General features: G+C 70.8%; 24 protein-coding genes and 1 pseudogene. 23 read left to right on the top strand and 2 right to left on the bottom strand.

What is annotated here, in order from left to right; genetic code table 11:
* Nucleotides 1–63 precede the first annotated feature (63 nt).
* The gene (locus OG440_RS13110) at nucleotides 64–1761 is read right to left on the bottom strand and encodes a chitinase (RefSeq protein WP_406007021.1); all 1698 of its coding nucleotides are present in this window, start codon (nucleotides 1759–1761) and stop codon (nucleotides 64–66) included.
* 250 nt (nucleotides 1762–2011) lie between these two features.
* Here OG440_RS13110 and OG440_RS13105 point away from each other — a divergent pair, with 250 nt between their 5' ends.
* From OG440_RS13105 to OG440_RS13040, 14 genes are all read left to right on the top strand, one after another.
* Entirely contained in the window at nucleotides 2012–2884 is an 873-nt protein-coding gene (locus OG440_RS13105) for a hypothetical protein (RefSeq protein WP_406007020.1), read from the top strand.
* A gap of 101 nt (nucleotides 2885–2985) precedes the next feature.
* A complete protein-coding gene (gene cpaB, locus OG440_RS13100; protein WP_406007019.1) occupies nucleotides 2986–3693 on the top strand; it encodes a Flp pilus assembly protein CpaB in 708 nt (235 codons plus the stop codon).
* Nucleotides 3694–3706: 13 nt separating this feature from the next.
* Nucleotides 3707–4963: a CpaE family protein gene (locus OG440_RS13095; RefSeq protein ID WP_406007018.1), complete on the top strand. Its 1257-nt coding sequence runs from the start codon at nucleotides 3707–3709 to the stop codon at nucleotides 4961–4963.
* A gap of 5 nt (nucleotides 4964–4968) precedes the next feature.
* Nucleotides 4969–5349, top strand: coding sequence for a TadE/TadG family type IV pilus assembly protein (locus OG440_RS13090; RefSeq protein WP_406007017.1), 381 nt, complete (start codon nucleotides 4969–4971; stop codon nucleotides 5347–5349).
* 1 nt (nucleotide 5350) lies between these two features.
* Nucleotides 5351–5710, top strand: coding sequence for a TadE/TadG family type IV pilus assembly protein (locus OG440_RS13085; RefSeq protein ID WP_406007016.1), 360 nt, complete (start codon nucleotides 5351–5353; stop codon nucleotides 5708–5710).
* Between the two features lie 17 nt (nucleotides 5711–5727).
* Nucleotides 5728–7065: a CpaF family protein gene (locus OG440_RS13080; RefSeq protein ID WP_406007015.1), complete on the top strand. Its 1338-nt coding sequence runs from the start codon at nucleotides 5728–5730 to the stop codon at nucleotides 7063–7065.
* 5 nt (nucleotides 7066–7070) lie between these two features.
* A complete protein-coding gene (locus OG440_RS13075; protein WP_406007014.1) occupies nucleotides 7071–8015 on the top strand; it encodes a type II secretion system F family protein in 945 nt (314 codons plus the stop codon).
* 18 nt (nucleotides 8016–8033) lie between these two features.
* A complete protein-coding gene (locus tag OG440_RS13070) occupies nucleotides 8034–8921 on the top strand; it encodes a DUF5936 domain-containing protein (RefSeq protein WP_406007013.1) in 888 nt (295 codons plus the stop codon).
* A gap of 42 nt (nucleotides 8922–8963) precedes the next feature.
* Nucleotides 8964–10235, top strand: a complete 1272-nt coding sequence (locus OG440_RS13065) for a sensor histidine kinase (protein WP_406011338.1) — start codon at nucleotides 8964–8966, stop codon at nucleotides 10233–10235.
* Nucleotides 10235–11050, top strand: coding sequence for a response regulator (locus tag OG440_RS13060; protein WP_406007012.1), 816 nt, complete (start codon nucleotides 10235–10237; stop codon nucleotides 11048–11050). The genes OG440_RS13065 and OG440_RS13060 overlap by 1 nt, the downstream gene beginning before the upstream one ends.
* 132 nt (nucleotides 11051–11182) lie before the next feature.
* Nucleotides 11183–11419 carry a Flp family type IVb pilin gene (locus OG440_RS13055; protein ID WP_406007011.1) on the top strand — a complete coding sequence of 79 codons (237 nt, stop codon included), beginning with the start codon at nucleotides 11183–11185 and terminating at the stop codon, nucleotides 11417–11419.
* Nucleotides 11419–12087: a pilus assembly protein TadG-related protein gene (locus OG440_RS13050; protein WP_406011337.1), complete on the top strand. Its 669-nt coding sequence runs from the start codon at nucleotides 11419–11421 to the stop codon at nucleotides 12085–12087. The genes OG440_RS13055 and OG440_RS13050 overlap by 1 nt, the downstream gene beginning before the upstream one ends.
* A 34-nt stretch (nucleotides 12088–12121) precedes the next feature.
* The gene (locus tag OG440_RS13045) at nucleotides 12122–12703 is read left to right on the top strand and encodes a hypothetical protein (RefSeq protein WP_406007010.1); all 582 of its coding nucleotides are present in this window, start codon (nucleotides 12122–12124) and stop codon (nucleotides 12701–12703) included.
* A gap of 7 nt (nucleotides 12704–12710) precedes the next feature.
* Nucleotides 12711–13328, top strand: coding sequence for an OmpA family protein (locus OG440_RS13040; protein WP_406007009.1), 618 nt, complete (start codon nucleotides 12711–12713; stop codon nucleotides 13326–13328).
* Here OG440_RS13040 and OG440_RS13035 read toward each other — a convergent pair.
* Nucleotides 13303–13713 (bottom strand): DUF192 domain-containing protein, encoded by a 411-nt coding sequence (locus OG440_RS13035; RefSeq protein WP_406007008.1) that lies wholly within the window; start codon nucleotides 13711–13713, stop codon nucleotides 13303–13305. The two genes, OG440_RS13040 and OG440_RS13035, sit on opposite strands and share 26 nt — an antisense overlap.
* A gap of 89 nt (nucleotides 13714–13802) precedes the next feature.
* Here OG440_RS13035 and OG440_RS13030 point away from each other — a divergent pair.
* The 9 genes and pseudogenes from OG440_RS13030 (at nucleotide 13803) to OG440_RS12990 (ending at nucleotide 23413) form a co-directional block, all read left to right on the top strand.
* Nucleotides 13803–14362 (top strand): annotated as a pseudogene (locus OG440_RS13030) (dihydrofolate reductase family protein).
* A gap of 53 nt (nucleotides 14363–14415) precedes the next feature.
* A complete protein-coding gene (locus tag OG440_RS13025) occupies nucleotides 14416–15231 on the top strand; it encodes a class I SAM-dependent methyltransferase (protein ID WP_406007007.1) in 816 nt (271 codons plus the stop codon).
* Nucleotides 15232–15883: 652 nt separating this feature from the next.
* Nucleotides 15884–16657 (top strand): isoprenyl transferase, encoded by a 774-nt coding sequence (locus OG440_RS13020; protein WP_406007006.1) that lies wholly within the window; start codon nucleotides 15884–15886, stop codon nucleotides 16655–16657.
* A 338-nt stretch (nucleotides 16658–16995) separates the two neighbouring features.
* The gene (locus OG440_RS13015; protein WP_406007005.1) at nucleotides 16996–18321 is read left to right on the top strand and encodes a PhoH family protein; all 1326 of its coding nucleotides are present in this window, start codon (nucleotides 16996–16998) and stop codon (nucleotides 18319–18321) included.
* 421 nt (nucleotides 18322–18742) lie between these two features.
* Nucleotides 18743–19417, top strand: a complete 675-nt coding sequence (locus OG440_RS13010) for a transglycosylase SLT domain-containing protein (RefSeq protein WP_057603157.1) — start codon at nucleotides 18743–18745, stop codon at nucleotides 19415–19417.
* A gap of 58 nt (nucleotides 19418–19475) precedes the next feature.
* Complete coding sequence (locus OG440_RS13005) at nucleotides 19476–20201, top strand: transglycosylase SLT domain-containing protein (protein WP_406007004.1); 726 nt, start codon at nucleotides 19476–19478, stop codon at nucleotides 20199–20201.
* Nucleotides 20202–20343: 142 nt separating this feature from the next.
* Nucleotides 20344–21750: an AI-2E family transporter gene (locus tag OG440_RS13000; RefSeq protein WP_406007003.1), complete on the top strand. Its 1407-nt coding sequence runs from the start codon at nucleotides 20344–20346 to the stop codon at nucleotides 21748–21750.
* 189 nt (nucleotides 21751–21939) lie between these two features.
* Entirely contained in the window at nucleotides 21940–22854 is a 915-nt protein-coding gene (locus OG440_RS12995; RefSeq protein ID WP_406007002.1) for a MarR family transcriptional regulator, read from the top strand.
* Nucleotides 22855–23008: 154 nt separating this feature from the next.
* On the top strand, nucleotides 23009–23413 hold the full coding sequence (locus OG440_RS12990; protein WP_171399199.1) for a roadblock/LC7 domain-containing protein: 405 nt from the start codon (nucleotides 23009–23011) through the stop codon (nucleotides 23411–23413).
* Nucleotides 23414–23416 lie beyond the last annotated feature (3 nt).

Genomic DNA, 23416 nt, shown 5'->3' with positions numbered 1-23416 from the left:
ACGGTCCTGCCGTGAAGCGACGCCCTCCTCACCCGTCACGCGTGCCCGCGCACCACTCCGCCGCTACGGCAGCGCGTGCACGTGCGGACCCACGGCCGCCGACCAGGCGTTGCCCGCCGAGGCGTCCCAGTTCGTCGACCACGTCATCGCGCCCCGCAGGCCGGGATAGGTCTTCGACGGCTTGAAGGACCCGCAGCCGGTGCCCTTGGTGAGGCAGTCCAGGGCGTTGTTGACCACCGTCGGCGACACATAGCCGCTGCCCGCGCCGCTCGTCGAGGCGGGCAGGCCCAGACCCACCTGGGACGGGTCCAGGCCGCCCTCCAGCTGGATGCAGGCCAGCGCCGTCAGGAAGTCCACCGAGCCCTGGCTGTAGACCTTGCCGTCGCAGCCGAGCATCGAACCGCTGTTGTAGTACTGCATGTTGACGACCGTGAGGATGTCCTTCACGTTCAGCGCCGTCTGGAAGTAGCCGCCCGAGGTCGACTGCATGTCGATCGTCTGCGGGGCCATCGTCAGGACCAGCCCCGAGCCCGCCTTTGCCGACAGCGACCGCAGGGCCTGCGACATGTACGTCGCGTTCAGGCCGTTCTCGAGGTCGATGTCGACGCCGTCGAAGCCGTACGTCTGCATCAGCGTGTACACCGAGTTCGCGAAGTTGGACGCGGACGTCGGGTCGCTCACCGACACGGTGCCGTTCTGGCCGCCCACCGAGACGATGACCTTCTTGCCGGCCGCCTGCTTCGCCTTGATGTCCGCCTTGAACTGGTCCACCGTGTAGCCGCCGAGGCCCGCGGAGTCCAGGTTGAAGGTGACGGCGCCGGGCGTCGTCGTCGCGTCCGCGAAGGCCACGGCGATGATGTCGTACTGGGAGGAGACGCCGGAGATCCGCTGGACGGTCGCGCCGTTGTCGAAGTTCTGCCAGTAGCCGGTCACGGCGTGCCTGGGCACGGTCCCGCCCCCGGTGTTGCCGGTGGTCGTCGTCCCCGTGACCGCCGTCGACTTCACGGACTCGCCCGCCGCGTTGGTCGCGGTGACCTGGAAGCTGTACGAGGTCGAGGCCGCGAGGCCGGTCACGGTCGCCGAGGTCCCCGTCACCGCCGTGACCTTCGTGCCGCCGCGGTAGACGGAGTAGCCGGTCGCTCCGGAGACGGCGTTCCACGAGAGGGACACCGACGACGAGGTCGTTCCCGACACGGCCAGTCCGGCCGGCGCGCCCGGCACCGTCGGGGCCGGGTCGCCGCCTCCGCCGCCGTCGGGTCCGTACACCAACACGTCGTCCGCGAAGTACGCCGCCTGGCCGTACCAGCCGTGCGTGTACACGGAGACCGAGGTAGTCGACGCGCCGGTGGTGAACGTCGTCGACAGCTGCTTCCACGACGCCGAGTCGGGCGTCCAGGTCGAGACGTCCGTCGTGCCCGTGCCGGTCACCCCGAGGTAGGTGTAGCCGCCCTGGACCCACGCGCTCAGCGTGTACGTCGAGTTGGGCTTCACGGCCACCGTCTGGGCGCACCGGGCGTTGTCCTGTCCGGCCGGGGTCGCCTTCAGCGCGGCCGCGCCGGCGTGCACCGGCGAGGAGACGGTCGTACCGCTGCCCGCCGAACAGGTCCAGCCGGCCAGGCCGGACTCGAAGCCGGCGTTCTTGGCGTTGTTCAGGTCCGAGGCGGACGCCTGAGCCGCGCCCGTCATGGACAGGGCGAGGGCGGCGGCGAGTACGCCCGCGGCTCCCGACCCGAGTCGTGTCGTTCGTTTCAGTGGGGACATGACAGTAAGTTGGTCCAGACCAATTCTCTTGTCAAGAGGTCCGGTTGTGGAGGGCCGGTGGAGGCCGCCCGTGCGTAACCTGCCCCGATTTGGCGGGACTTGCGCGAAGAAGAGTTGCTTGGCAGCCAGGCAAAGCTGTTCTCCGGCCACAGAGGCGTGGATACAGTGCTGAGGTAGTCACGCAATGAAGTCACCCCGGTGCACCGGAGTAACGCCGGTGGGCCGGACCGCGGGAATCGGGGAGCTGCGCGTGCCAACAGCCATTGCCGTGACCGGAGCCGACCTGGCGCTGCCGCCGCAGGACGAACGCACCCTGCCCGCCACCGTTCTCGCCGACCTCGACCAGCTGCCGCTCGACCGCGCCCTCGCCGCCGTCCAGGCCCTCGTCGATCAGTACGGACACGTGATCGTCGTGTACTCGCGGTCCGTCCCCGCCGCCGTGGAGCAGCGCCTGCACACCATCCGCTCCCTGCTCGAGAGCGACCGCATCGCGCTCTTCCGCCCCGACCTCCCGCCGCTCGCGGTGGCCGTCCTCGCCCGCCAGCTGCGTCAGCTGGCCTCCTGCGGCCTCGGACCCGGCGTACTCGCCTGCGCGGGCCGGCTGCTCACCCACTACCTCCACGCGGGCGCGCTGCTCGGCTCCGTCGCCCGGCTCGACCGGGTACCCGTGGTCGGCCTGACCTCGCATGCCAGGTCATGGGTTCCGGGTAGTCAGTTCGGTGTGCTCGCCCACCCGCAGCCGGAACTGGTGAAGGCCACCCCGGAAACGGTCCTGCCCGGACCGGAGTTCGGCACCCGGCTGCTCGTCGCGCGCGGGCAGCTCCAGTCCGACTGGGTCACCGACACCCTCGCCCCCGCCTGGAAGGCCCAGGGACTGCGCGAGACGCACCTGCCCGCCGAGTCCGCCGACTGGTGGGGCACCGGCAAGGTGATCGAGTTCTGCGCCTACCTGCCCGACCTGTCGGTCCTCTACCAGCTGGTCACGTCCGTCCGGCAGAGCGTCTGCCACTGGTGCGGCATCGACGTCATCGGTGACCGCTGCGTCTTCTGCTCCGCGACCCCGCCGCCCGCGGCCGACCTCACCGCCCGTCCCGCCGCCCGCGCGCTCACCGCGGGCGACTGAATCAGCCCGACCAGCCAGACCAGCTCGACCAGCCAGACCCGTTCGACCCGTACGCCTGTTCCCGTCCGCTCGACCCGACCCCCAACGAGGTTGCACGGTTCATGAACTCCCGTCAGCGCCGCGGCGTGATTCTCCTGCTCCTGTCGGTCCTGTGCGCCCTCGGCGCGTTCGCCGGCGTCCTCTCCGTCATCGACGACGTGAAGTCCAAGGTCGGCCCCGAGGTCACCGCCTACGAGCTGAGCTCCGACGTGGCGCCCTACACCACCCTGAGCGCGGGCCAGTTCAAGAAGATCGAGATGCCGGAGCGCTGGCTCTCGGACAACGCCGTCACCGACCTCGCCGCCATCCGCGGCAAGATCGCCGTGACCACGCTGAAGAAGGGCTCCCTGCTCCAGAGCGACATGATCGTCGACCAGCCCGCCCTCCGGCCGGGCCAGCAGGAGGTCGCCATCATGATCGACGCGGCCACCGGAGTCGCCGGCAAGATCACCCCCGGATCGTCCGTCAACGTCTACGCCACCTTCGAGGGCGCCCGGGAGAGCGATCCCGACCAGTCGAAGATCATCGTGACGAACGCCCGGGTCCTCGACGTGGGCGAACTGACCGCCCTCGAACCGGACGAGAACGACCGCGGCCAGTCGCCCACCGACGCGGTCCCCATCACCTTCGCGCTGTCCACGCTCGACGCCCAGCGCATCACCTACGCCGAGTCCTTCGCCAAGCGCGTCCGCCTCGCCCTCGTCGCACCCGGCGGCGACACCGCGGTCCCCGACCAGGACCGTACCTACGAACTCGTCACGGACAAGTGAGAGGCCGCCGCCCATGCCCACGAGGATCCTCCCGGCCGTCGGCGACGCGGACGCGGTCCGTTCCCTCACCACCCTGCTCAGCCAGCTCCCGGACGCCGAACCGGTCGCCCCCGTCTCCGACTCCACCCAGCTCGTGGACACCCTGGCCCGGCTCGCCGCCGAATCGGTCGACGAACTGCCCGAGGTCGTCGTCGTCCACGAACGCATCGGCCCCGTACCGGCGCTGGAGCTGGTCCGCGAGGTCGCCCTGCGCTTCCCGGCGGTCGGCGTCATCCTCGTCACCACCGACGTCGGCCCCGGCCTCTTCGCCGCCGCCATGGACTCCGGCGCCCGCGGTCTGGTCACCCTGCCGCTGAACTACGAGGACCTGGCGAACCGCGTCCAGGCCGTCGCCCAGTGGTCGGTCGGCGTACGGCGCCATCTCGGCCACGGCGCCGACGTGTTCACCGGCGTCGGCGGCACCGTCGTCACGGTCAGCGGCGCCAAGGGAGGCGTGGGCGCCACCCTCACCGCCGTCCAACTGGCCCTCGCCGCCCAGGCGTCCGGGCGCTCCACCGCACTCGTCGACCTCGACCTCCAGTCCGGCGACATCGCCTCCTACCTGGACGTCCAGTTCCGCCGCTCGGTCGTCGACCTGGCCGCCATCACGGACATCTCGCCCCGCATCCTCGCCGAGGCCGTCTTCCGGCACGAGACCGGCGTGGCCCTCCTCCTCGCCCCCGGCGAGGGCGAACGCGGCGAGGAGGTCACCGACCGCGCCGCCCGCCAGATCATCGGCGCCCTGCGCTCCCGCTACGAGGTCGTCGTCGTCGACTGCGGCGCCCAGCTGAGCGGCGCGGGCGCGGCCATCGTCGAACTGGCCGAGCGGGCCCTGCTCGTCACCACCCCCGACGTCGTCGCCGTCCGCGCCGCCAAACGCACCGTACGGATGTGGGACCGGCTCCAGATCCGCAAGGCCGAGGAGACGACCGTCGTCGTCAACCGCCACACCCGCGGTACGGAGATCCAGCCCCCGCTCATCCAGAAGATCACCGGCACGGCGATCGCCGCGACCACGGTCCCCGCCAACTTCCGGGAACTGCAGGCCGCGGTCGACGCCGGCCGGGTGCACGCCCTCGACGGCAAGGGCGCCGTCCGCCAGGCACTGTGGGCGCTCGCGGGCGAACTGGGGCTCGTCAAGGCGCCGGAGACCGCCCTCGTGCGCAGGGCCGGCGGCCGGACGCGCGGCGCGGACCGGGGCGCGGCCGGGTTCCGGCGGCGGAGGGACTGAACGGCATGTGGGGACATCGGGCGCGCGACCGGGGCCAGGTCACCATCGAGTTCCTCGGCATGACACCGCTGATCATCGTGACCTTGGTGGTGGTGTGGCAGTTCGTCCTCGTGGGGTACACGTTCACGCTCGCGGGGCATGCTGCCGACGAGGCGGTGCGGGCGGGAACGGCGGCGCACCGGGGGGAGCGGCAGGCAGTGTGCGAACAGGCGGGAAAGAAGAACCTGTCGGGCGCGTGGCAGTCCGGCGCCACGGTCAGCTGCTCGTCCTCGGGATACGTGACGGCCGACGTCTCCATGAAGGTCCCCGTCCTGTTCCCCGGCACCGTCAACTTCCCGTTCACGGTGCACGCCCACGCGGGCGCCGTCGAGGAAGAGGACGACTGAGATGCCGACGCGAAGGCGCGGGAGCGGCCGAGACCGGGGCCAGGTGGCCCTGGAGTACCTCGGATTCCTCCCGCTGCTCCTCCTCGTGGCCCTGGCGGCCGTACAGCTCGGCCTGATCGCGTACGCGGCGCAGCAGGCGGGCACCGCGGCGCGGGCGGGCGCGCGCAGCGCGGCGCTCAGGGAGGACTTCGCGGGGGACTGCGCACAGGCGGCCAGCAGCTGGCTGAACGTGAGCTGCTCGCCCGCCTACCTCGGCGACGAGGTGCGGGTCACCTCCACCGTCACCATCCCCTCCGTGATCCCCGGCATCGGGAACTTCGGCGAGGCGCACAAGACGGCCACCATGCCGGTCGACCACTGAAGGAAGGCGACGCATCCATGAGCCTGCGGGCACGCATCACCTCCCCCGAGGAGAACGGCGGCCGGGGCGAGGACGGCCATCTGGTGACCTCCTACCGCGCCAAGCTGCTGGAGGAGATCGACCTCGCCGAGATGAGCTCGCTGGCGGCCGCCGAGCGCCGGGCGCGGCTGGAGCGGGTACTGGGGCACATCATCAGCCGCGAGGGTCCCGTCCTGTCCACGGTGGAACGCTCGCAGCTGATCCGCCGGGTGGTCGACGAGGCGCTGGGCCTGGGCATCCTGGAGCCCCTCCTCGAAGACGCGTCGATCACCGAGATCATGGTGAACGGCCCCGACGCGATCTTCGTCGAACGGGGCGGCAGGGTGGAACAACTCCCCCTGCGCTTCGCGTCGAACGACCAGCTGATGCAGACGATCGAACGCATCGTCTCCACCGTCAACCGCCGCGTCGACGAGACGAACCCGATGGTCGACGCGCGCCTGCCGTCGGGCGAACGGGTCAACGTCATCATCCCCCCGCTGTCCCTGACCGGCCCGACCCTCACCATCCGCCGCTTCCCGCGCTCCTTCACCCTCCACGAACTGATCGGCTTCGGCTCGCTGGACGAGCAGATGCTGTACCTGCTGGCGGGTCTCGTGCAGGCCAAGTTCAACGTGATCGTCTCGGGCGCGACCGGCACCGGCAAGACGACACTCCTGAACGCGCTCTCGGGGCTGATCCCGGACGGCGAACGCATCATCACCATCGAGGACTCGGCGGAACTCCAGCTCCAGCAGTCCCATGTGATCCGCCTGGAGTCCCGGCCCCCGAACGTCGAGGGCAACGGCCGCATCACCATCCGCGACCTGGTCCGCAACTCCCTGCGAATGCGCCCGGACCGGATCGTGGTCGGCGAGGTCCGGGGCGGCGAGTCGCTCGACATGCTCCAGGCGATGTCGACCGGCCACGACGGCTCCCTGGCCACGGTCCACGCCAACAGCGCGGAGGACGCCCTGATGCGCCTGCAGACCCTCGCGTCGATGTCGGACGTCGAGATCCCCTTCGTCGCGCTGCACGACCAGATCAACAGCGCCGTGGACGTCGTCGTCCAGCTCACCCGCTTCGCAGACGGCGCCCGCCGCATCACCGAGATCGCCGTGCTCGACAGCCACGGCGGAGAGCCGTACCGGCTGGCGACGATCGCCCGCTTCGACGCCCGGCCGATGGCCGCCGACGGCCGTGTCCACGGCGTCTTCGCGTACTTCCCCCTCCCACGCCGCACCGCGGACCGCCTGTACATGGCGGGCCAGCCGATCCCGCAGGCGTTCGGGGTGGCCCACGCGGCTCACGAACTGACGACAAGGGAAGCCCGGTAACGCTGATGGACCTCGAGACCCTGATCACCCTCACCACCGGCGGGACCCTCCTGACCTGCGCCCTGGCCGTCGCGGGCGTGCACGCGTACGCGCGGGGCCGGGCGCAGCGGGCGGAGCTGGTGGAGCGCCTCTCCTCCACCGGCCGGCTCCCCGGCACCGGCCGCCGACGCCGCTTCCGCACCCTGGACCGGCGGCTGCGCCGTACGACGACGGGCCGCAGGCTGGAGCTGAAACTGGCGGCGACGGGCCTCGACGTGACACCCGGCGAGTTCTTCGTCTACATGCTGGCGGCGGTGGCCGGCCTGTGGCTGGTCGGCCAGGCCACCCTGGCCCCCTTCTTCGGCCCGATCGCCGGTGTCCTGGGCGCCTGGGCGGCCTGGCAGTTCCTCGCCTGGCAGCGCCAGAAACGCATCGAGAGGTTCATCAACCAACTCCCGGAACTGGCGCGCATCCTGGCCAACGCCACCCACGCGGGCCTGGCGCTGCGCACCGCGATCGGCATGGCGGCGGAGGAACTGGAGGCCCCGGCGGGCGAGGAACTCGCCAAGGTCGCCAACCAGTTGGCGGTGGGCCACTCCATGGACGACGCCTTGGGTGAACTCGCCGACCGGCTGCCCTCCCGCGAGCTGGTCGTCCTCGTCACCACCCTGGTCCTCTCCAACCGGGCGGGCGGCCAGGTCGTCGGCGCCCTGCGGAACCTCACGGAGACGCTGGAGGAGCGCAAGGAGACCCGGCGCGAGGTCCGCACCCAGCTGTCGCAGGTGAACATGACGTCCTACGCGGTGCCCGCGCTGGGGATCGGGGCGTTGTTCCTCATGAACAGCGTCGAGGACGGAACGCTGGACCGGATGACGGGCTCGGCCGTCGGCCAGGCCTGCGTGATCATCGCGTTCGGCCTCTACGCGGTCGGCTTCGTCCTCATCCGCCGTATGTCCCGCATCGACGTCTGAGCAGGAGGTGACACCGGGATGGAACTGCTGCTCGCACTGGCCGCGGCGCTCAGCGTCTGGGGCATGTTCGCCGGCATCCGCATGTACCGGGCCGAAGTGAAGCTGCCCACCGACCTCGCGCTGGCCCTGGAGGTCGGCTCGACCCGCACCGGCGCCGTCGGCTCGCTCGTCGACCGCCTGGGCATGCGGTACGCCCCCGCCGTCCTGCGTCTGATGGGCCCCAAGCAGGTCGACAGATACCGGCGCAGGATCGACCTCGCGGGCAACCCGGGCGGCCTGACGATCGACCGCTATGCGGCCCGGCGCGCGGTCTACGGCGGGATCGGCGCCCTCGGCGCGTTCGCCGCGCTGCTCCAGGGCAGCTTCTTCCTCGCGCTGCTCATGCTCGCCTTCGGCGTGTTCTGGTCCGAGGTCGGCATCTGGTCGGCGATCCGGGTCCGCAAGGACGCCATCGAACGGACCCTGCCGGACTTCCTCGACGTCCTCGCCGTGGTGGTGAGCGCGGGCCTCGGCTTCCGGCAGGCCCTCGACCGGGTGGCGTCCCGGTACGAGGGACCCTGGGCGGACGAGGTCCGCATCACGCTGCGTCAGATGGACCTCGGCGTGAGCCGCCGCGAGGCCTTCCAGGAGCTGCGCCGCCGCAACGACTCCGAGCAGGTCGCCATGTTCGTCACGGCGCTCCAGCAGGGCGAGGAACTCGGCGCGCCGATCGTCGACACGCTCGTCTCGATCGCCAAGGACATGCGCCGCACCGACGCGCAGAACGCCCGTCGCAAGGCGGCCCGCGCGGTCCCCAAGGCCACCTTGATGATCACCACCTTCATGGTCCCGGCGACGATGCTCCTCCTCGGCGCGGGGATGCTGCTCGGCTCCGGGACCGACTTCAGCTCGATCACGGGCGAGTAGGCGGACGGGATGACGGCCATGACGACGACCGGTGCGACGGCCATGACGACGTCTGGTGCGACGGGCGAGCCGTCGATACAGGAGGACGTGCGCCTCCAGGTCAACGCGCTCCAGGCGATGTGCCGCCAGGTGTTCGGCTTCCGGCTGGCCATGATCGCGGTCGCCACCCCGGCAGCCCTCCTCAACGCCGCCCCGGGCCTGGGCACCCGGCTGGTGGGGGCGGCCGTGGTCGTCACCTTCATGGGGTCCTACGTCCTCTTCCGCGACTGGGGACGCTTCGGCCCTCTTCTCCTGCGCCACCCCTCCCTGCTGGCCGTGGACACCCTGTTCGGCACTCTGCTGCTGATATCGGCGGGGCCGGACACCACGCTCGCCTACGTCAGCGTCTGCACCCCGCTGCTGGCCGGCATCGTCTACGGCTGGCGCGGCGCCGCCTGTTTCGCGTCCCTCCAGTCGCTGATCCTGCTGCTGGTCCACGCCACCCTCGTGCGGGAGCCGGGCGTCGGCCTCGCCGAGCGACTGCTGCTGCCGGGCCTCTGCGTCATCACCGGCGCGATGGGCTCGTCGCTGCGCCACCTCATGCTCCGCTTCGGCGCGGCCACCCAGGCCCTGACCACCGTCAGGGCCCGGCTGGCAGGCACCGAGGCGGTCGCCGCCGAACGCGCCCGACTGGCCCGCGAGATGCACGACTCCGTGGCCAAGACACTGCACGGCGTGGCCCTCGCCGCGGACGCCCTGGCCCACTCGGCGGGCACACCGGGGACGGACCCGGTCATCGTGCGGCAGCACGCCGAACTGGTCGCCCGCGCCGCCCGCCGCGCCGCCGCCGAGTCCCGCGAGCTCCTCACCGACCTCCGCCGGGAGCCGGACCCGGCGCAGGACGTCGACATCCTGCCCGAACTCGCCGCCCACGCGGACGGGTTCGGGGACCGGACGGGCCTTCCGGTCAGCTACCACGCCTCCGGCGACCGTGCGACGGTCCCCGTCCCGCCCGCGGTGGCCCGACAGCTCCTCACGATCACCTCGGAGGCCATGGAGAACGCCCACCGTCACGCGGCCCCGACCCGGGTGGAGGTGCGGGCGGCCGTGAACGGCGCGCTCCTCACCCTGAGCGTCCGTGACGACGGCCGTGGCCTCCCGCCCGGCGCCACACTCGAACAGCTGCGCCGCACCGGCCACTTCGGCCTGGTCGGCATGACCGAGCGGGCCGCCGCCGTCGGCGCCCGCATCCGCATCGGCCACGGCCACGACTCCCGGGGCACCGAGGTGTGCCTGGAACTTCCGCTGGCCGCACCCACAGAGGAGGTCGTCTGATGCCGGACCGACCGCCCCACCGCCCCGGCGCCGAGCAGCCGCCCTTCCCGCCACCACCCGGGCCCACCCCCGTGCGCGTGGTCGTGGCCGACGACAACCCGGTGGTCCGCGCCGGCCTGACCGCCCTGCTGTCCGGCCGGGAGGACATCACGGTCGCCGCCCAGGCGGCGGACGGCCGCGAGGCCTACGAGGCGACCCGCCGGCACCGCCCCGACGTCGTCCTCCTGGACGTCCGCATGCCGGGCGTGGACGGCCTCTCGGCCCTGCCGCACCTGGCGCGGATCTCCCGGGTCGTGATGCTGACGTACAGCCACGAGCCCGAGATCGTCCAGGAGGCCCTGCGCGGTGGGGCGGGGGGCTACCTCGTCCACGGGGAGTTCACCGTGGAGGAGCTGGTGTCGGCGGTGCGGGACGTCACCCGGGGCCGGGCCCACTTCACTCCTACGGCGGCGACGGCAGTACTCGCACACCTGCGAGGCGATGCGACTGCACACGCAAAAACGGACTCATCTCCCCTATTTTCACCGAGTTCTGCGGAAGCGCTTTCGCAGTTGCAACCGGTCGTGAGACAGTCGTCCCTGTCAGCCCCGTCGTCCTTGTCATCGGCGGGCAGGAAAGGGTTCCCACTCAGCGCGAGGGAGGCGGAGATCATGGACCTCATCGCGTCGGGCATGAACAACCAGCAGATCGCCGCCACCTGCTTCATCAGCGAGAAGACCGTCAAGAACCACATCAACCGCATCTTCGCCAAGCTGCACAGCAGCAGCCGCTCCGAGGCCGCGGCCAAGTGGCTCGGCACGGCGGTGACCTCATGAGACCCCGCCGGCCACTCCGCAGGCCCTTCCACCGGACGTCCGACTGGGCCCGGAATTGGGCCCGGGGACCCTTCTCCGAGGCCGACACACGGCCTTACGTTGCCGGTGACGCCACCGATGGAGGGGAACGCCATGAGCGACCTGCTGCTGAAGACCGCCGTCGCGGCCAGGGTCCGGGTGAGCGGCTGGACGAACACGACGGTCCGGGCCGTACGGCGCCGCGCCGACCACGACAGGGGACAGACCGCCGTCGAGTACCTGGGAATCATCGCGGTGGTGGTGGCGATCGTGGTCCTGATCGCCAACACGAACCTGGGCCAGACGATCGTGGACAAGCTCACGACTCAGATCGGCAAGGTGGCTCCCTGATCCGACCTCGTGGGTACGGCGACGCCGGGCAGGTCTTCCCCATCTACATCACGGTGGTGGCGGGCCTGCTCTTTCTCGCGTTCGCGTACTTCGCGGTCGGCCAGGCCGCGGTGAACCGCAACGGCGCGCAGACCGCCGCCGACGCGGCGGCCCTGGCGGCCGCTCAGGAGACCAGGGACGACCTCGCCGACCTGTGGGAGGCGGTGGTCCGGGATCCGACGAAGTGGCAGGACATCTTCGACGGGAACGGCGGGAACAACGCGTGCTGGCGGGCGACCCAGTTGGCGGCGCTGAACGACGCGGGCAACGTCGACTGCACGCCGGACGGCCTTCTGAGCTACCGGGTCACCGTCCAGGCGAACAAGCCGGCGGGCGACTCGGTGATCCCCGATACGAGCACCAGGAGGGCACACGCCTCGGCCGTCGCGGTGATTGAGTCCCTGTGCACCTTCTCGCTGCCGACCGAGCCCCCCACCGAGCCGCCGTCCGAACCGTCCGGCGAGCCGTCGGGGGAACCGTCCGGTGACCCGCCGGGCGACGATACCGAGGACGACGTGCTGCCGACGCTCACCTGCAAAGGTGGGGAGGACTGGGAGTTGGACCCGGACGATCTCACCGATCTGCCCGGACCCGAGGACCTCTTCGCCGTCCACCTGGCCACCGACTGATGTGCGATCGACGAGTGCAGAAAGAAGCGGAGTGATGAGCATGCGGTTCACTGCGAAAGCCCGCAGGGGGATGGTCGCGCTCGCGGTCGTGACCGGGCTGGCAGTCGGCTCGGCCGCCTGCGGCAGCGGAGGCGACGACGACAAGAAGCCGCAGAGTTCGCCGTCCGCCTCGCAGACCGGTGAATCGCAGCCGGACCCGCAGGAGGGGCAGTCGGAGGAGCCGATCGCCGAGCTGAAGGGCCCGAGCGGGCTTCTGCTCCAGATCACGTCCGCCGTGCGCGACTCCGGCGGCTTCGTCACCGTGAACGGCGCCCTGAAGAACGACAGCGGCACACTGGTCACGATCCCGTCCGCCCTGAGCGGCAACGAGACCGAGATCATCAACAACGGACGATCCCTCGGCGGCGCGACCCTCGTCGACTCCAAGAGCAAGAAGCGCTATTACGTCCTCCGCGATACCGAAGGTCGCCCGCTGACGACGACGGGCTTCTCGACGATCAAGGCCGGGGAATCCATCGACGTCTTCCTCCAGTTCCCCGCGCCCCCCGCGAGCTCGACGGATGTCTCCTTCCAACTCCCGCTGTTCCCCAGCGGGGTCATCAAGATCTCCGGGTGAGGCGATCATGACCCCACGTCTCACTCTGGCGGTGGCAACGGCCACCCTCGTGATGATCGGCATGGCCCCCGCCGCCGAAGCCGACACGACCCCCAGCGTTCCCCCCGGCACCGAACCCACCGCCACGGCCCCCGTGGAGGTCGACCCCAACGACCCCGACCTCAAGCTCCCCGAGGGCGGCACCCTCGCCGAGCCCAAGGTGCTCGACATCAAGCAGGTCGTCGAGGACGAGTCGGGTGACGAACGCCGGGAGGACACCAACGCGGACGTGACGTTCGCGCTCCAGGCCGAGGTCCTCTTCGGCAAGGACAGCGCGAAGCTCGGCGCGGCGGCGAAGTCCCGTATCGCCACGATCGCCGCGGAGATCAGGAAGCAGAGCAACACCACCGTGGTCCGGGTCTTCGGCTTCACGGACAACCTCGGCTCCTCCGCGCACGGTGACGTCCTGTCGAAGCAGCGGGCGGACGCCGTCCAGGCGGAACTCGCGGGCGACCTGAACGACCCGGACATCACCTTCGAGGTCCGCGGTTACGGCGAGCAGTACCCCATCTCCGACAACTCCACCGAAGCCGGCCGCAAGAAGAACCGCCGGGTGGAGGTCACGTTCCCGCGTACGGCGGGCTGACCCGAACCTCCACCCGGACCCCGGCCCGGAGCCCCCAGCCCTCCATCGCCCCGGCCGCCGCCTCCAGCACATGCCGGGACCGCGGCCGGGGCAGGCCGAGCCGCCCGGGCCGCATGGTGCGCACGGCGATGACGCGCAGCCGCCGGTCGAGATACGCGACGTCGATCGGCACGCGCATCCGAAAGGTGTGCACGCTGCCGGCGGGGGTCAGCAGCATCGCCCCGTCCACCGAGTCCCGCCCGAGCAGCCCTCTGGTGCGGGCCCGGTAGGACGCGGCGATCTCCAGAGGCACCCGCAAGCCGCCCCCGCCCCCGTCCCCGTCTTCGCCCCCGCCGTCTCCGTCGCTCACCACGAGCTCCCCCCACCCGTCCCGCCAGCGCGCCATCCCCGTCTCCCCTCGCCGGTGTCGTTACCCTCTGGACCCTCTGGCTCCTTGGCACCGTAGCGAGCCGCACACGAAGAGGGGACCGTCGCATGAGGAAGATCGTCCTGATCATGTCGGTGTCCCTCGACGGGTATATCGAGGGCCCGGACCGCGACATCTCCTGGCACCAGGTCGACGACGAGCTGCACCGCACTTCAACGACACGGTCCGGGAACTGGGCGCGATGCTCAGCGGCCGGACCACCTACGAGCTCATGGCCGCCTTCTGGCCGACCGCCGACGCCGATCCGGACATCCCCGCCACGATGGCGGAGTTCGCGGCGATCTGGCGCGAGAAGCCGAAGATCGTGTACTCGCGGACGCTGGAGCACGCCGACTGGAACACCACCATCGTCCGGGACGTCGTCCCCGAGGAGGTCGCGCTGCTCAAGGAGCGGGCGGGCGGCGACCTCGGGCTCAGCGGCGCCGATCTCGTCGCCGCGTTCCTCCGGCACGGCCTCGTCGACGAGTTCCGCGTCTACGTCCACCCGGTGATCGTCGGCAGCGGCAAGCCCCTGTTCCCGCGGACCGAGGCGAGCACCCCGACCACCCTGCGCCTGACGGAGACCCGCCGCTTCGGCAACGGGGTCGTGCTGCTGCGCTACGCGTGAGCCGCTGCCGTAAATCGGCGGCACCTCCGCGACCCCTCTGCCACCATCCCCGTATGGACGACAAGGGCCGGGACCCCGGCGACGACAGCGACCACGCGGACCCCGCCTTCGAGGCCCTGCTCGCCGAAGGGGCCGCCGTCCCCACCGAGGGGTGGGACTTCTCCTGGTTCGAGGGACGGGCCACCGAGGAGCGGCCCTCCTGGGGATACGCGATGTCGCTGGCCGGACGGCTGGCGGGCGCGGGCGCCGCGCTCGACGTGCAGACCGGGGGAGGGGAGGTCCTGGACTTCGCGCTCGGCCGGGCAGCCCCCAAGGCCCCCGTGCTCACCGTCGCGACCGAGGGCTGGCCGGCGAACGTCGCCAAGGCCACCGCGTTGCTGCGTCCGCGTGGCATCGCCGTCGTCGCGTCCCCCGAGGACGCTCCGCTGCCCTTCGCGGACGCCACCTTCGACCTGGTCGCGAGCAGACATCCGGTGCGGCCCCTCTGGGAGGAGATCGCCCGTGTGCTCCGGCCCGGCGGTACCTACTTCGCCCAGCACGTCGGCCCGCGCAGCGTCTTCGAGCTCGTCGAGTACTTCCTCGGGCCGCAGCCCGAGGGGGTGAGCGGTGCCCGGCATCCCGAGCGTGAACGCGCCGGCGCGGAGGCGGCGGGGCTCGAGGTCGTCGGTCTGCGGACGGAACGGCTTCGTGTCGAGTTCCACGACATCGCCGCCGTGGTCCACTTCCTGCGCAAGGTGGTGTGGATGGTCCCGGGCTTCACGGTGGCGGCCTACCGGCCCCAACTCCGCGCCCTGCACGAGCAGATCCGGGCCGAGGGTCCGTTCGTCGCGTACAGCACCCGCCATCTCTTCGAGGCCCGCCGCCCGTAGCGCCCGACTGGCCGGGAACCACCCTCCGTCCGCCCGCGCTTCGCCGTACGCCGCCGCGCGCTTCGGCTTGGGCCTCCACAGAGTTTCCACATCGTTATCGCGATCGGTTCACGTCCTCTGCCGACCTCGCGTAAGTTCTCATTCAGGCAATTCGCGTGCGCAAAGCTGCGTGGACGTCACCGCGCAGTGGAGGGGGCTGCGCGGTGGCGCCCCGCGTCAAGCGGGCGTTCGCGGCCGGAGTAGCCCGTCGGAGGGACACGCCGGCGAGTGGCCGCCAGGGCCTCCAGCCCCTCCTCAACCTCAGCTTCCCCCGGCGATCGGGCCCATTCCCCTGGGAATCCGTTGTGTTCCGGCCATGAACCACCCATGAACCATGCCTTCCGCGGCCACCGGCGCGTCGCCGGGCGACTCCGGAGAGTAGTTGTGGCGTGCCGATGCACGCAGCATCACTTACGAAGGGTTATGGTGGAAACCCCCCCTCGGGCCGGTCCGTCTCCCCCCCCACGGACCGGCCCGTTTTTCTACCCCGGCACAGCCGCGGGCACGGGACCGCGCAGAGGGCCGCGCCCTCCACCCCCGTCAACGGCCCAGGCCCCACAGGGGTAGGCTGCGCCCCGCGGGGACCGCACCGTACGGAGGGGCTGACAATCACGTGAACCTGCGCGACAAGCTGCGCGGCCTTCTGGTCAGGCTGTACGCACGCCGGGTGGAAGGTCACCTGGACCACGCTCAGGTGCCGAAGCACATCGGCGTCATCATGGACGGCAACCGACGCTGGGCGAAGGCCGCGGGTTCCACCACCGAGCACGGTCACCGCGCGGGTGCGGAGAAGATCGAGGAGTTCCTCGGCTGGTGCACCGAGACGGACGTCGAGGTCGTCACCCTGTGGCTGCTGTCGACGGACAACCTCGACCGCCCCGACGACGAACTCGTGCCGCTCCTCGGCATCATCGAGGACGTCGTCCGCACCCTCGCCGCCGACGGCCGCTGGCGCGTCCACCACGTCGGGACCCCCGACATCCTCCCCTCCCACGTGCAAACGGCGCTGAAGGTCGCCGAGGAGTCCACCTCCCACGTCGACGGGATACTGGTCAACGTCGCCATCGGCTACGGCGGCCGCCAGGAGATCGCCGACGCCGTGCGCTCGATGATCGTGGACGCGGCGGACAAGGGAACCTCGATGGAGGCCCTCGCCGACTCCGTCAGCGTCGATCTGATTGGCCGCCACCTCTACACCGGCGCCCAGCCCGACCCCGACCTGGTGATCCGTACCAGCGGCGAGCAGCGGTTGTCCGGTTTCATGCTGTGGCAGACGGCCCATGCGGAGTACTACTTCTGCGAGGTCTTCTGGCCGGCCTTCCGCAAGGTCGACTTCCTGCGCGCCCTGCGCGACTACGCGGCCCGTCACCGCCGTTACGGCGGCTGAGACACCGTTCTGCGGGACGCCTTCGAGAGGCGTCCCGTTTACCCCGTTCGGGGCGGAAGTAACGAGGAGTTCACCGGCGCGCCGTCATATGCCGTGGCATGGCGGCGCTGGTTCGAGGGAATAAGCCAAGCAGGTCGACACCCGAACCACGGGTGTCGGATCTCAGCGGGCGGCACGGGGCCGTCCGCCCGGGAGGCCCTTTTGCACCAGCCCGACCGTGCGGTCACGGCACGGAAGAAGCAGCGGGGGGCCGGTTCTCGGCCCGTGCGAAGCGGCCGACGACCGGTCCAGCTCCACTCCGTCGCTCCCCGACCTCATCCGAGGGGGTACGTCCTTCCGTGGTGACCAGCACAAAGCGCCGTATGCCAGACCGGCGCACCTATGTTCTCGACACCAGCGTCCTGCTGGCCGACCCGAACGCCCTGACCCGCTTCGACGAGCACGAGGTAGTGCTCCCCATCGTCGTGGTCACGGAACTGGAGGCCAAGCGGCACCATCCGGAACTCGGCTACTTCGCCCGTCAGGCGCTGCGCCTGCTGGACGACTACCGGGTGAAGTTCGGTCGCCTCGACGCCCCCATCCCGATCGGGGAACTCGGCGGCACCGTCCGTGTCGAGCTCAACCACTCGGACCCCAGCGTGCTGCCGTCCGGCTACCGCCTGGGTGACAACGACTCCCGCATCCTCGCGGTCGCCCGAAATCTCCAGGCCGAGGGATTCGACGTCACCGTCGTGTCGAAGGACCTCCCGCTCAGGATCAAGGCGTCGTCGGTCGGGCTCCTCGCGGAGGAGTACCGCGCCGAACTCGCCATCACGGGCTCCTCCGGCTGGACCGGAATGTCTGAACTGGTCCTGTCCGGCGAGCAGGTGGACATCCTCTTCGAGGAGGGGCACATCCACGTGCCCGAGGCCGCCGACCTTCCCGTGCACACCGGGCTGACCATCCAGTCGGAGCGGGGCAAGGCCCTGGGCCGGGTCACCGCCGACGGCAACGTCCGCCTCGTGCGCGGCGACCGTGAGGCCTTCGGCATCAAGGGCCGCAGCGCCGAGCAGCGCATCGCGCTCGATCTGCTGCTGGACCCGGACGTCGGGATCCTGTCGATGGGAGGCCGGGCCGGCACCGGCAAGTCCGCGCTCGCGCTCTGCGCGGGTCTGGAGGCGGTCCTGGAGCGCCGCCAGCACCAGAAGGTGATGGTCTTCCGGCCGCTGTACGCGGTGGGCGGACAGGAGCTGGGCTATCTGCCCGGTTCCGAGGCCGACAAGATGGGCCCCTGGGCGCAGGCGGTCTTCGACACGCTGTCCGCGGTCACCAGCCGCGAGGTCATCGAGGAGGTCACCGCGCGAGGCATGCTGGAGGTCCTGCCCCTGACCCACATCCGGGGCCGCTCCCTCCACGACGCCTTCGTGATCGTCGACGAGGCGCAGTCGCTCGAACGGAATGTGCTTCTCACCGTTCTGTCCCGGATCGGCGCGAATTCCCGGGTTGTTCTGACCCACGATGTGGCGCAAAGGGACAATCTGCGGGTCGGGCGTTATGACGGAGTGGTCGCCGTCGTCGAGAAACTGAAGGGCCATCCGCTCTTCGCGCATGTCACGCTCAACAGGTCCGAGAGGTCCCAGATCGCAGCACTTGTGACCGAAATGCTGGAGGATGGGCATATCTGAACGACCCGCCCCGACTTACCGGGGATGAGCGGTGGTTGGCGCCGTCCGACAAAGGCTGTGAGCCTAGTCGGGCGGCGCCGGCGTATGTGGGGGTTTCGCGAAATACCCAGGGTGCCCACAGGTGTGAGCTTTCACACGCAACTCGGAATTGCCTTGCACAGTCTGGTTACGGCAAAGTCTCAGTCCTGTCAGGCCCCGCATGCGACACATCTGTGCCTTCAGCACTACGGCACCGCTTGAGCATCACCTTCAACTCCATACCGACCGTCGCATGCCGCCCGTGCACCATGTGGCACTCCTTCATCGGGAGTTGCCCACCGGGCCCGTGTCTCCTGTGACCCCGTAGTTCGGAGACCAGCGTCAAGGGCACGATTGCGTCCGCCAGGGTCACCGAAGCGGGCGACGCTGGAAGGAAAACCGTGTGAGCCGGATCTCGGTCCGGGGATTCGCAGTGGCCTCGGCCACGGCGGTCACCGCTGTCGGAAGCGTCGTCGGCGTTGCCTCGGGCAGCGTCGCGCAGCCCAACGACGCAGAAGCGACGGCCAGCGACGCGACGCTCCTCGCCGACATACCTGCGGGCCAGCAGGCCCAGGTACAGACGGCGTCCCTCACGCAGCAGGCCAACGTACAGGCCATCGCCGCGGACGAGGGCGCGAAGAAGGACGCCGAGGAGTCGGCCCGCAAGGCCGCCGCCAAGTCGGCGATCGCGAAGAAGGAAGCCGCCGAGAAGGCGGCCAAGGACCGCGCGGAGGCCAAGGCCAAGGCCAGCCGCAGCGCGGGCGACTTCCCGATCCAGAGCTCCTATTCCATCGCGCAGATCCAGGCGATGGCGGCGCAGATGGTGCCCAGCGGCCAGTTCCAGTGCTTCAGCAACATCGTGGACCACGAGTCCAGCTGGAACTACCACGCCGTGAACGCCTCCTCCGGCGCCTACGGCCTCTTCCAGGCGCTGCCCGCCGGCAAGTACGCGTCCGCCGGCTCCGACTGGCAGACCAACCCCGCCACCCAGATCAAGTGGGGCCTCAACTACATGGACAGCCGTTACGGCAGCCCCTGTGAGGCGTGGTCGTTCTGGCAGGCCAACCACTGGTACTGAGCCCATGCGGCCCTGGTCGTGCAGTTCTCCATCCGACGGCACAACAGAAGGAAACCGCGTGAGCCGGATATCGGCCCGGGGATTCGCCGTGGCTTCGGCCACCGCGGTCACCACTGTCGGCGCTGTCATGGGAGTCGCCCAGGGCAGCGTGGCCCAGCCCAACGACGACGCCGAGGCGACGGCGGGCGAATCGACCCTCCTGGCGGACTTACCGATAGGGCAGCAGGCCCAGGTACAGACGGACTCGCTGACGCGGCAGGCCGACGTCCAGGCCATCGCCGCGGACACCACCGCCAAGAAGTCGGCGGAGGAGTCCGCCCGTAAGCAGGCGGCCAAGGCCGCGGTGGCCAAGCAGAAAGCCGCCGTGGCCAAGGCGAAAGCCGCCCAGGAGGCCAAGGACAAGGCGGCTGCCGCCGCGGCCGCCGAGACCGAGTCCAGCGACGACGTCACCTCGACCTCGTCGGCCGGCAGCTTCCCGCAGCAGGCGTCGTACACCGTCGCCGAGGTACAGGCCATCGCCCGGCAGATGGTGCCCAGCGGCCAGTTCCAGTGCTTCAGCAACATCGTGGACCACGAGTCCACCTGGAACTACCAGGCGGTCAACCCCTCGTCGGGCGCCTACGGTCTCGTCCAGGCCTATCCCGGCTCGAAGATGTCGTCCGCCGGCGCCGACTGGCGGACCAACCCGGCCACCCAGATCAAATGGGGCCTGAACTACATGAACGAGCGCTACGGCAGCCCCTGCGACGCCTGGGACTACTGGCTGGCCAACGGCTCGTACTGAGCCGGGGCCGCCATCGTCCGCTCAACCCCGCGCAGCCCCTCCCCGTCCTAGGGGGAGGGGCTTTCGCCCTGTACGGTCGGTACGGCCGGGGCCGACGACTCCAGGGGGAGTGGTGGGGGAAGACGGGGGAAGAGGACGCATCATGTCGCGAGTTCCAGGGTGGCTCGGCCGGCTCGGTGCCGGACTGAGCGAGATGGGTGAGCGGCTCGACGAACGGCGTGCCGAGGTCGAGCGGGAGCGGCGGGAGGGCGCGGCCGAACCGGCGCCCACGCCGCCCGACACCGCCGAACCGGCCGTCGAGGCCCACCCGGAGGAACTCGTGCCCTCCGCGCCGCGTCCCGACCCCGCCCAGGCCGTGCCGTGGGGGGTCCGGGTCGCCGCCGAGGCGGGCTGGCGGCTGCTGGTGCTCGCCGGGACCGTCTGGGTGCTGATGAAGGCCATCAGCGCGATCCAGCTGGTCGTCATGTCCTTCGTGGTCGCGCTGCTCCTGACCGCGCTCCTCCAGCCCACCGTGGCCCGGCTGAAGCGGGCCGGAGTACCCGGCGGAGCGGCCACCGCGCTGACGGCGATCCTCGGGTTCGTCGTCATCGGGCTGATGGGCTGGTTCGTGACCTGGCAGGTCATGGCGAACATCGACAACCTCTCCGACCAGGTCCAGGACGGCATCGACGACCTGCGCCGGTGGCTGCTCAACAGCCCCTTCCACGTCACCGACAAGCAGATCAACGGCATCGCCAAGAACCTGCGGGACGCCATCGGCGACAACACGGACTCGATCACGTCCGCGGGCCTGGAGGGCGTCACGGTCGTCGTCGAGGCGCTGACCGGCATCCTCCTGGCGTTCTTCTCGACGCTCTTCCTGCTGTACGACGGCAAGCGCATCTGGGAGTGGACGCTCAAGCTGGTGCCGGCCGCGGCCCGGCCGGGTGTGGCGGGCGCGGGCCCGCGAGCCTGGGCGACCCTCACGGCGTATGTGCGCGGCACGGTGATAGTCGCGTTGATCGACGCGATCTTCATCGGCCTCGGCATCTACTTCCTCGACGTGCCGATGGCCGTGCCCCTCGCCGTCTTCATCTTCCTGTTCTCCTTCATCCCGCTCGTCGGCGCGGTCGCCTCCGGCGCCCTGGCGGTCGTGGTCGCGCTGGTCACGCAGGGCGTGTTCACCGCGGTGATGACCCTGGCGGTCGTGCTGGCCGTGCAGCAGATCGAGGGGCACATCCTCCAGCCGTTCATCCTCGGCCGAGCGGTGCGCGTCCACCCGCTGGCGGTGGTCCTGTCGGTCGCCGCGGGCGGCATGGTGGCGGGCATCGGCGGCGCGATCGTGGCGGTGCCCCTGGTGGCCGTGACGAACACGGTGGTGGGCTACCTGCACACCTACTCCCGTGAACAGGCCCTGCGGCACGCGCCGCGGCCTCGGGGCGCGACGGCGGTGGGGGTGGCGCCGGTGGCGGCCCCCACGTCTTCCCCCGCGACTCCCCCCGGGGCTTCCTCCACCGCTTCCCCGACGGCCCCGGCGGCGCCGGAAGAGCCCTCGGACAAGGCTCCCTGAGGGAACGACCGAGGTCTTCCAATCGATCAAATGGGCGTCGAACAAAGCGAATTGACGCCATTGGCGGAGCAACTTCCGTCAGCTGAGGGCAGGTCGGAAATCCCCGGCTGGAGTATGCGCACGGACTGATACACATTCCCTCCTCAGCGCTACGCGTCAGGCGTATGTGCGAGAGGCCCTAGGGGAGTGATGTCGGGCTACGAGCTGCTGGCACGCGACCTCGCCGCGTGCGGCCGGGACGGCTTCACCGGAGAACTGCGCGTCCTCGGCTCGCCCGGCGGCACCTTCCATCTGCACGGCGGGCTGGTCGTCGCGGTCGAGTCGCCGGGCGCGCCCGCGCCCGAGGCGCTGCTGCTGCGGTCCGGCCGGATCGGCGGCGAGGAGTGGGCCGGGCTGGTGCGCGAGTCGGGCGGTGCGCGCTGGCCGGCCGCCGGGCTGATCGCCCACGGCTACGCGGGGGCCGCCCAGCTCCGGGTGGTCTGCGCGATGGCTCTCCAGGACGCCGTGTTCGCGGTCGTCGCGGGCAGCGTCGACGGCTGCGAACGCGGTCCGGTCACCGGGCCGCCGCCCGCCGCCGTCGCCGTGGGGGAACCGCCCACCCGGCTGCTCCAGGTGGCGTCCCGCAAGCTCCGCGCGCTCCTGGAGCAGCCGTATCCCGTGCGCCCGGACCGGGAACGGCCGGTGCCCGCCTCCCTGTCGTACGCGGCCGGCCGGCTCGGTGCGCTCCAGCGGGACCTGCTCGCCCACGCCGACGGCCGGTGCACGGCCCGGGATCTCGCCTTCCGCACCGGGCGCGGGGTCTACACCGTGACCGTCGAGGTGGCGCGGATGCTCGGCGAGGGGCTCCTGGAGTGCGTGGACGCGCCCCGGCCGATCCACGTACGGCTGCCGCCCGACGGGCACGGCATCCGCCCCCGCGAACCGGCCCCGCCGCCGCTGCGGCAGCCGCCGGCGTCGGAGGCGGCGACCCTGCCGCGGCGCCGTCCCGGCGCCAGCGGCATCAACGAAGCCCTCACGACGGAACCGAACGGCACCGGCACGGACACCGGCACCGGCACCGGCTGGAAGGAGTTCTTCCGCCTGCGGAACCCGACGGCGAGATAACAGCCCCGCGCAGGAATCAGGCGGAAACCCGACGCGGAATCCCCAAGGCATCAACCTCAAGGCACCAACCCCGAAGCACCAACCCCACGTGAGCAAGTAGACCCCCACAGAAAAAAGACGGTCATATGCGATCAGAATCAGGGGAGTTGCATTCATGGACCACACAGCCCTCGCGCGGGAGATGCGCGGCCTGCGGGAGCAGGTGACCGGTATCACCGACACGGCGCTGGCGGCGGCGGACGGACTGCTCATCGCCGCCGACACCGCCGACTCCATCGACCCGGAGGGCCTCGCCGCCCTCGCCGCGGCGGGCCTGGGCCTCGCCCGCCGCACCGCCGAGGCGACCGCCCGCGGCGCCCTGCACCGCACGGTGGCCTACGGCAGCCACGGCTGCGCCGCTTTCTACGCGGTCGGTGACACCGCGCTGATGGTCGTACTGGGCGACGAGGGCATGGACGTGGAGCGCCTGCACCGGGCGACCCAGCCCGCCCTGCGCCGCATCGATCTGATCCTGACCGACCGGACCGAGACGACCGTGAAGACCGCCGAAGGAGTCTGAAGG

Source organism: Streptomyces sp. NBC_00637 (genome assembly GCF_045161545.1).
Taxonomy (GTDB): domain Bacteria; phylum Actinomycetota; class Actinomycetes; order Streptomycetales; family Streptomycetaceae; genus Streptomyces.
Note: the sequence above shows the minus strand (reverse complement) of the source record. Positions and strands in the feature narration are given on the sequence as shown.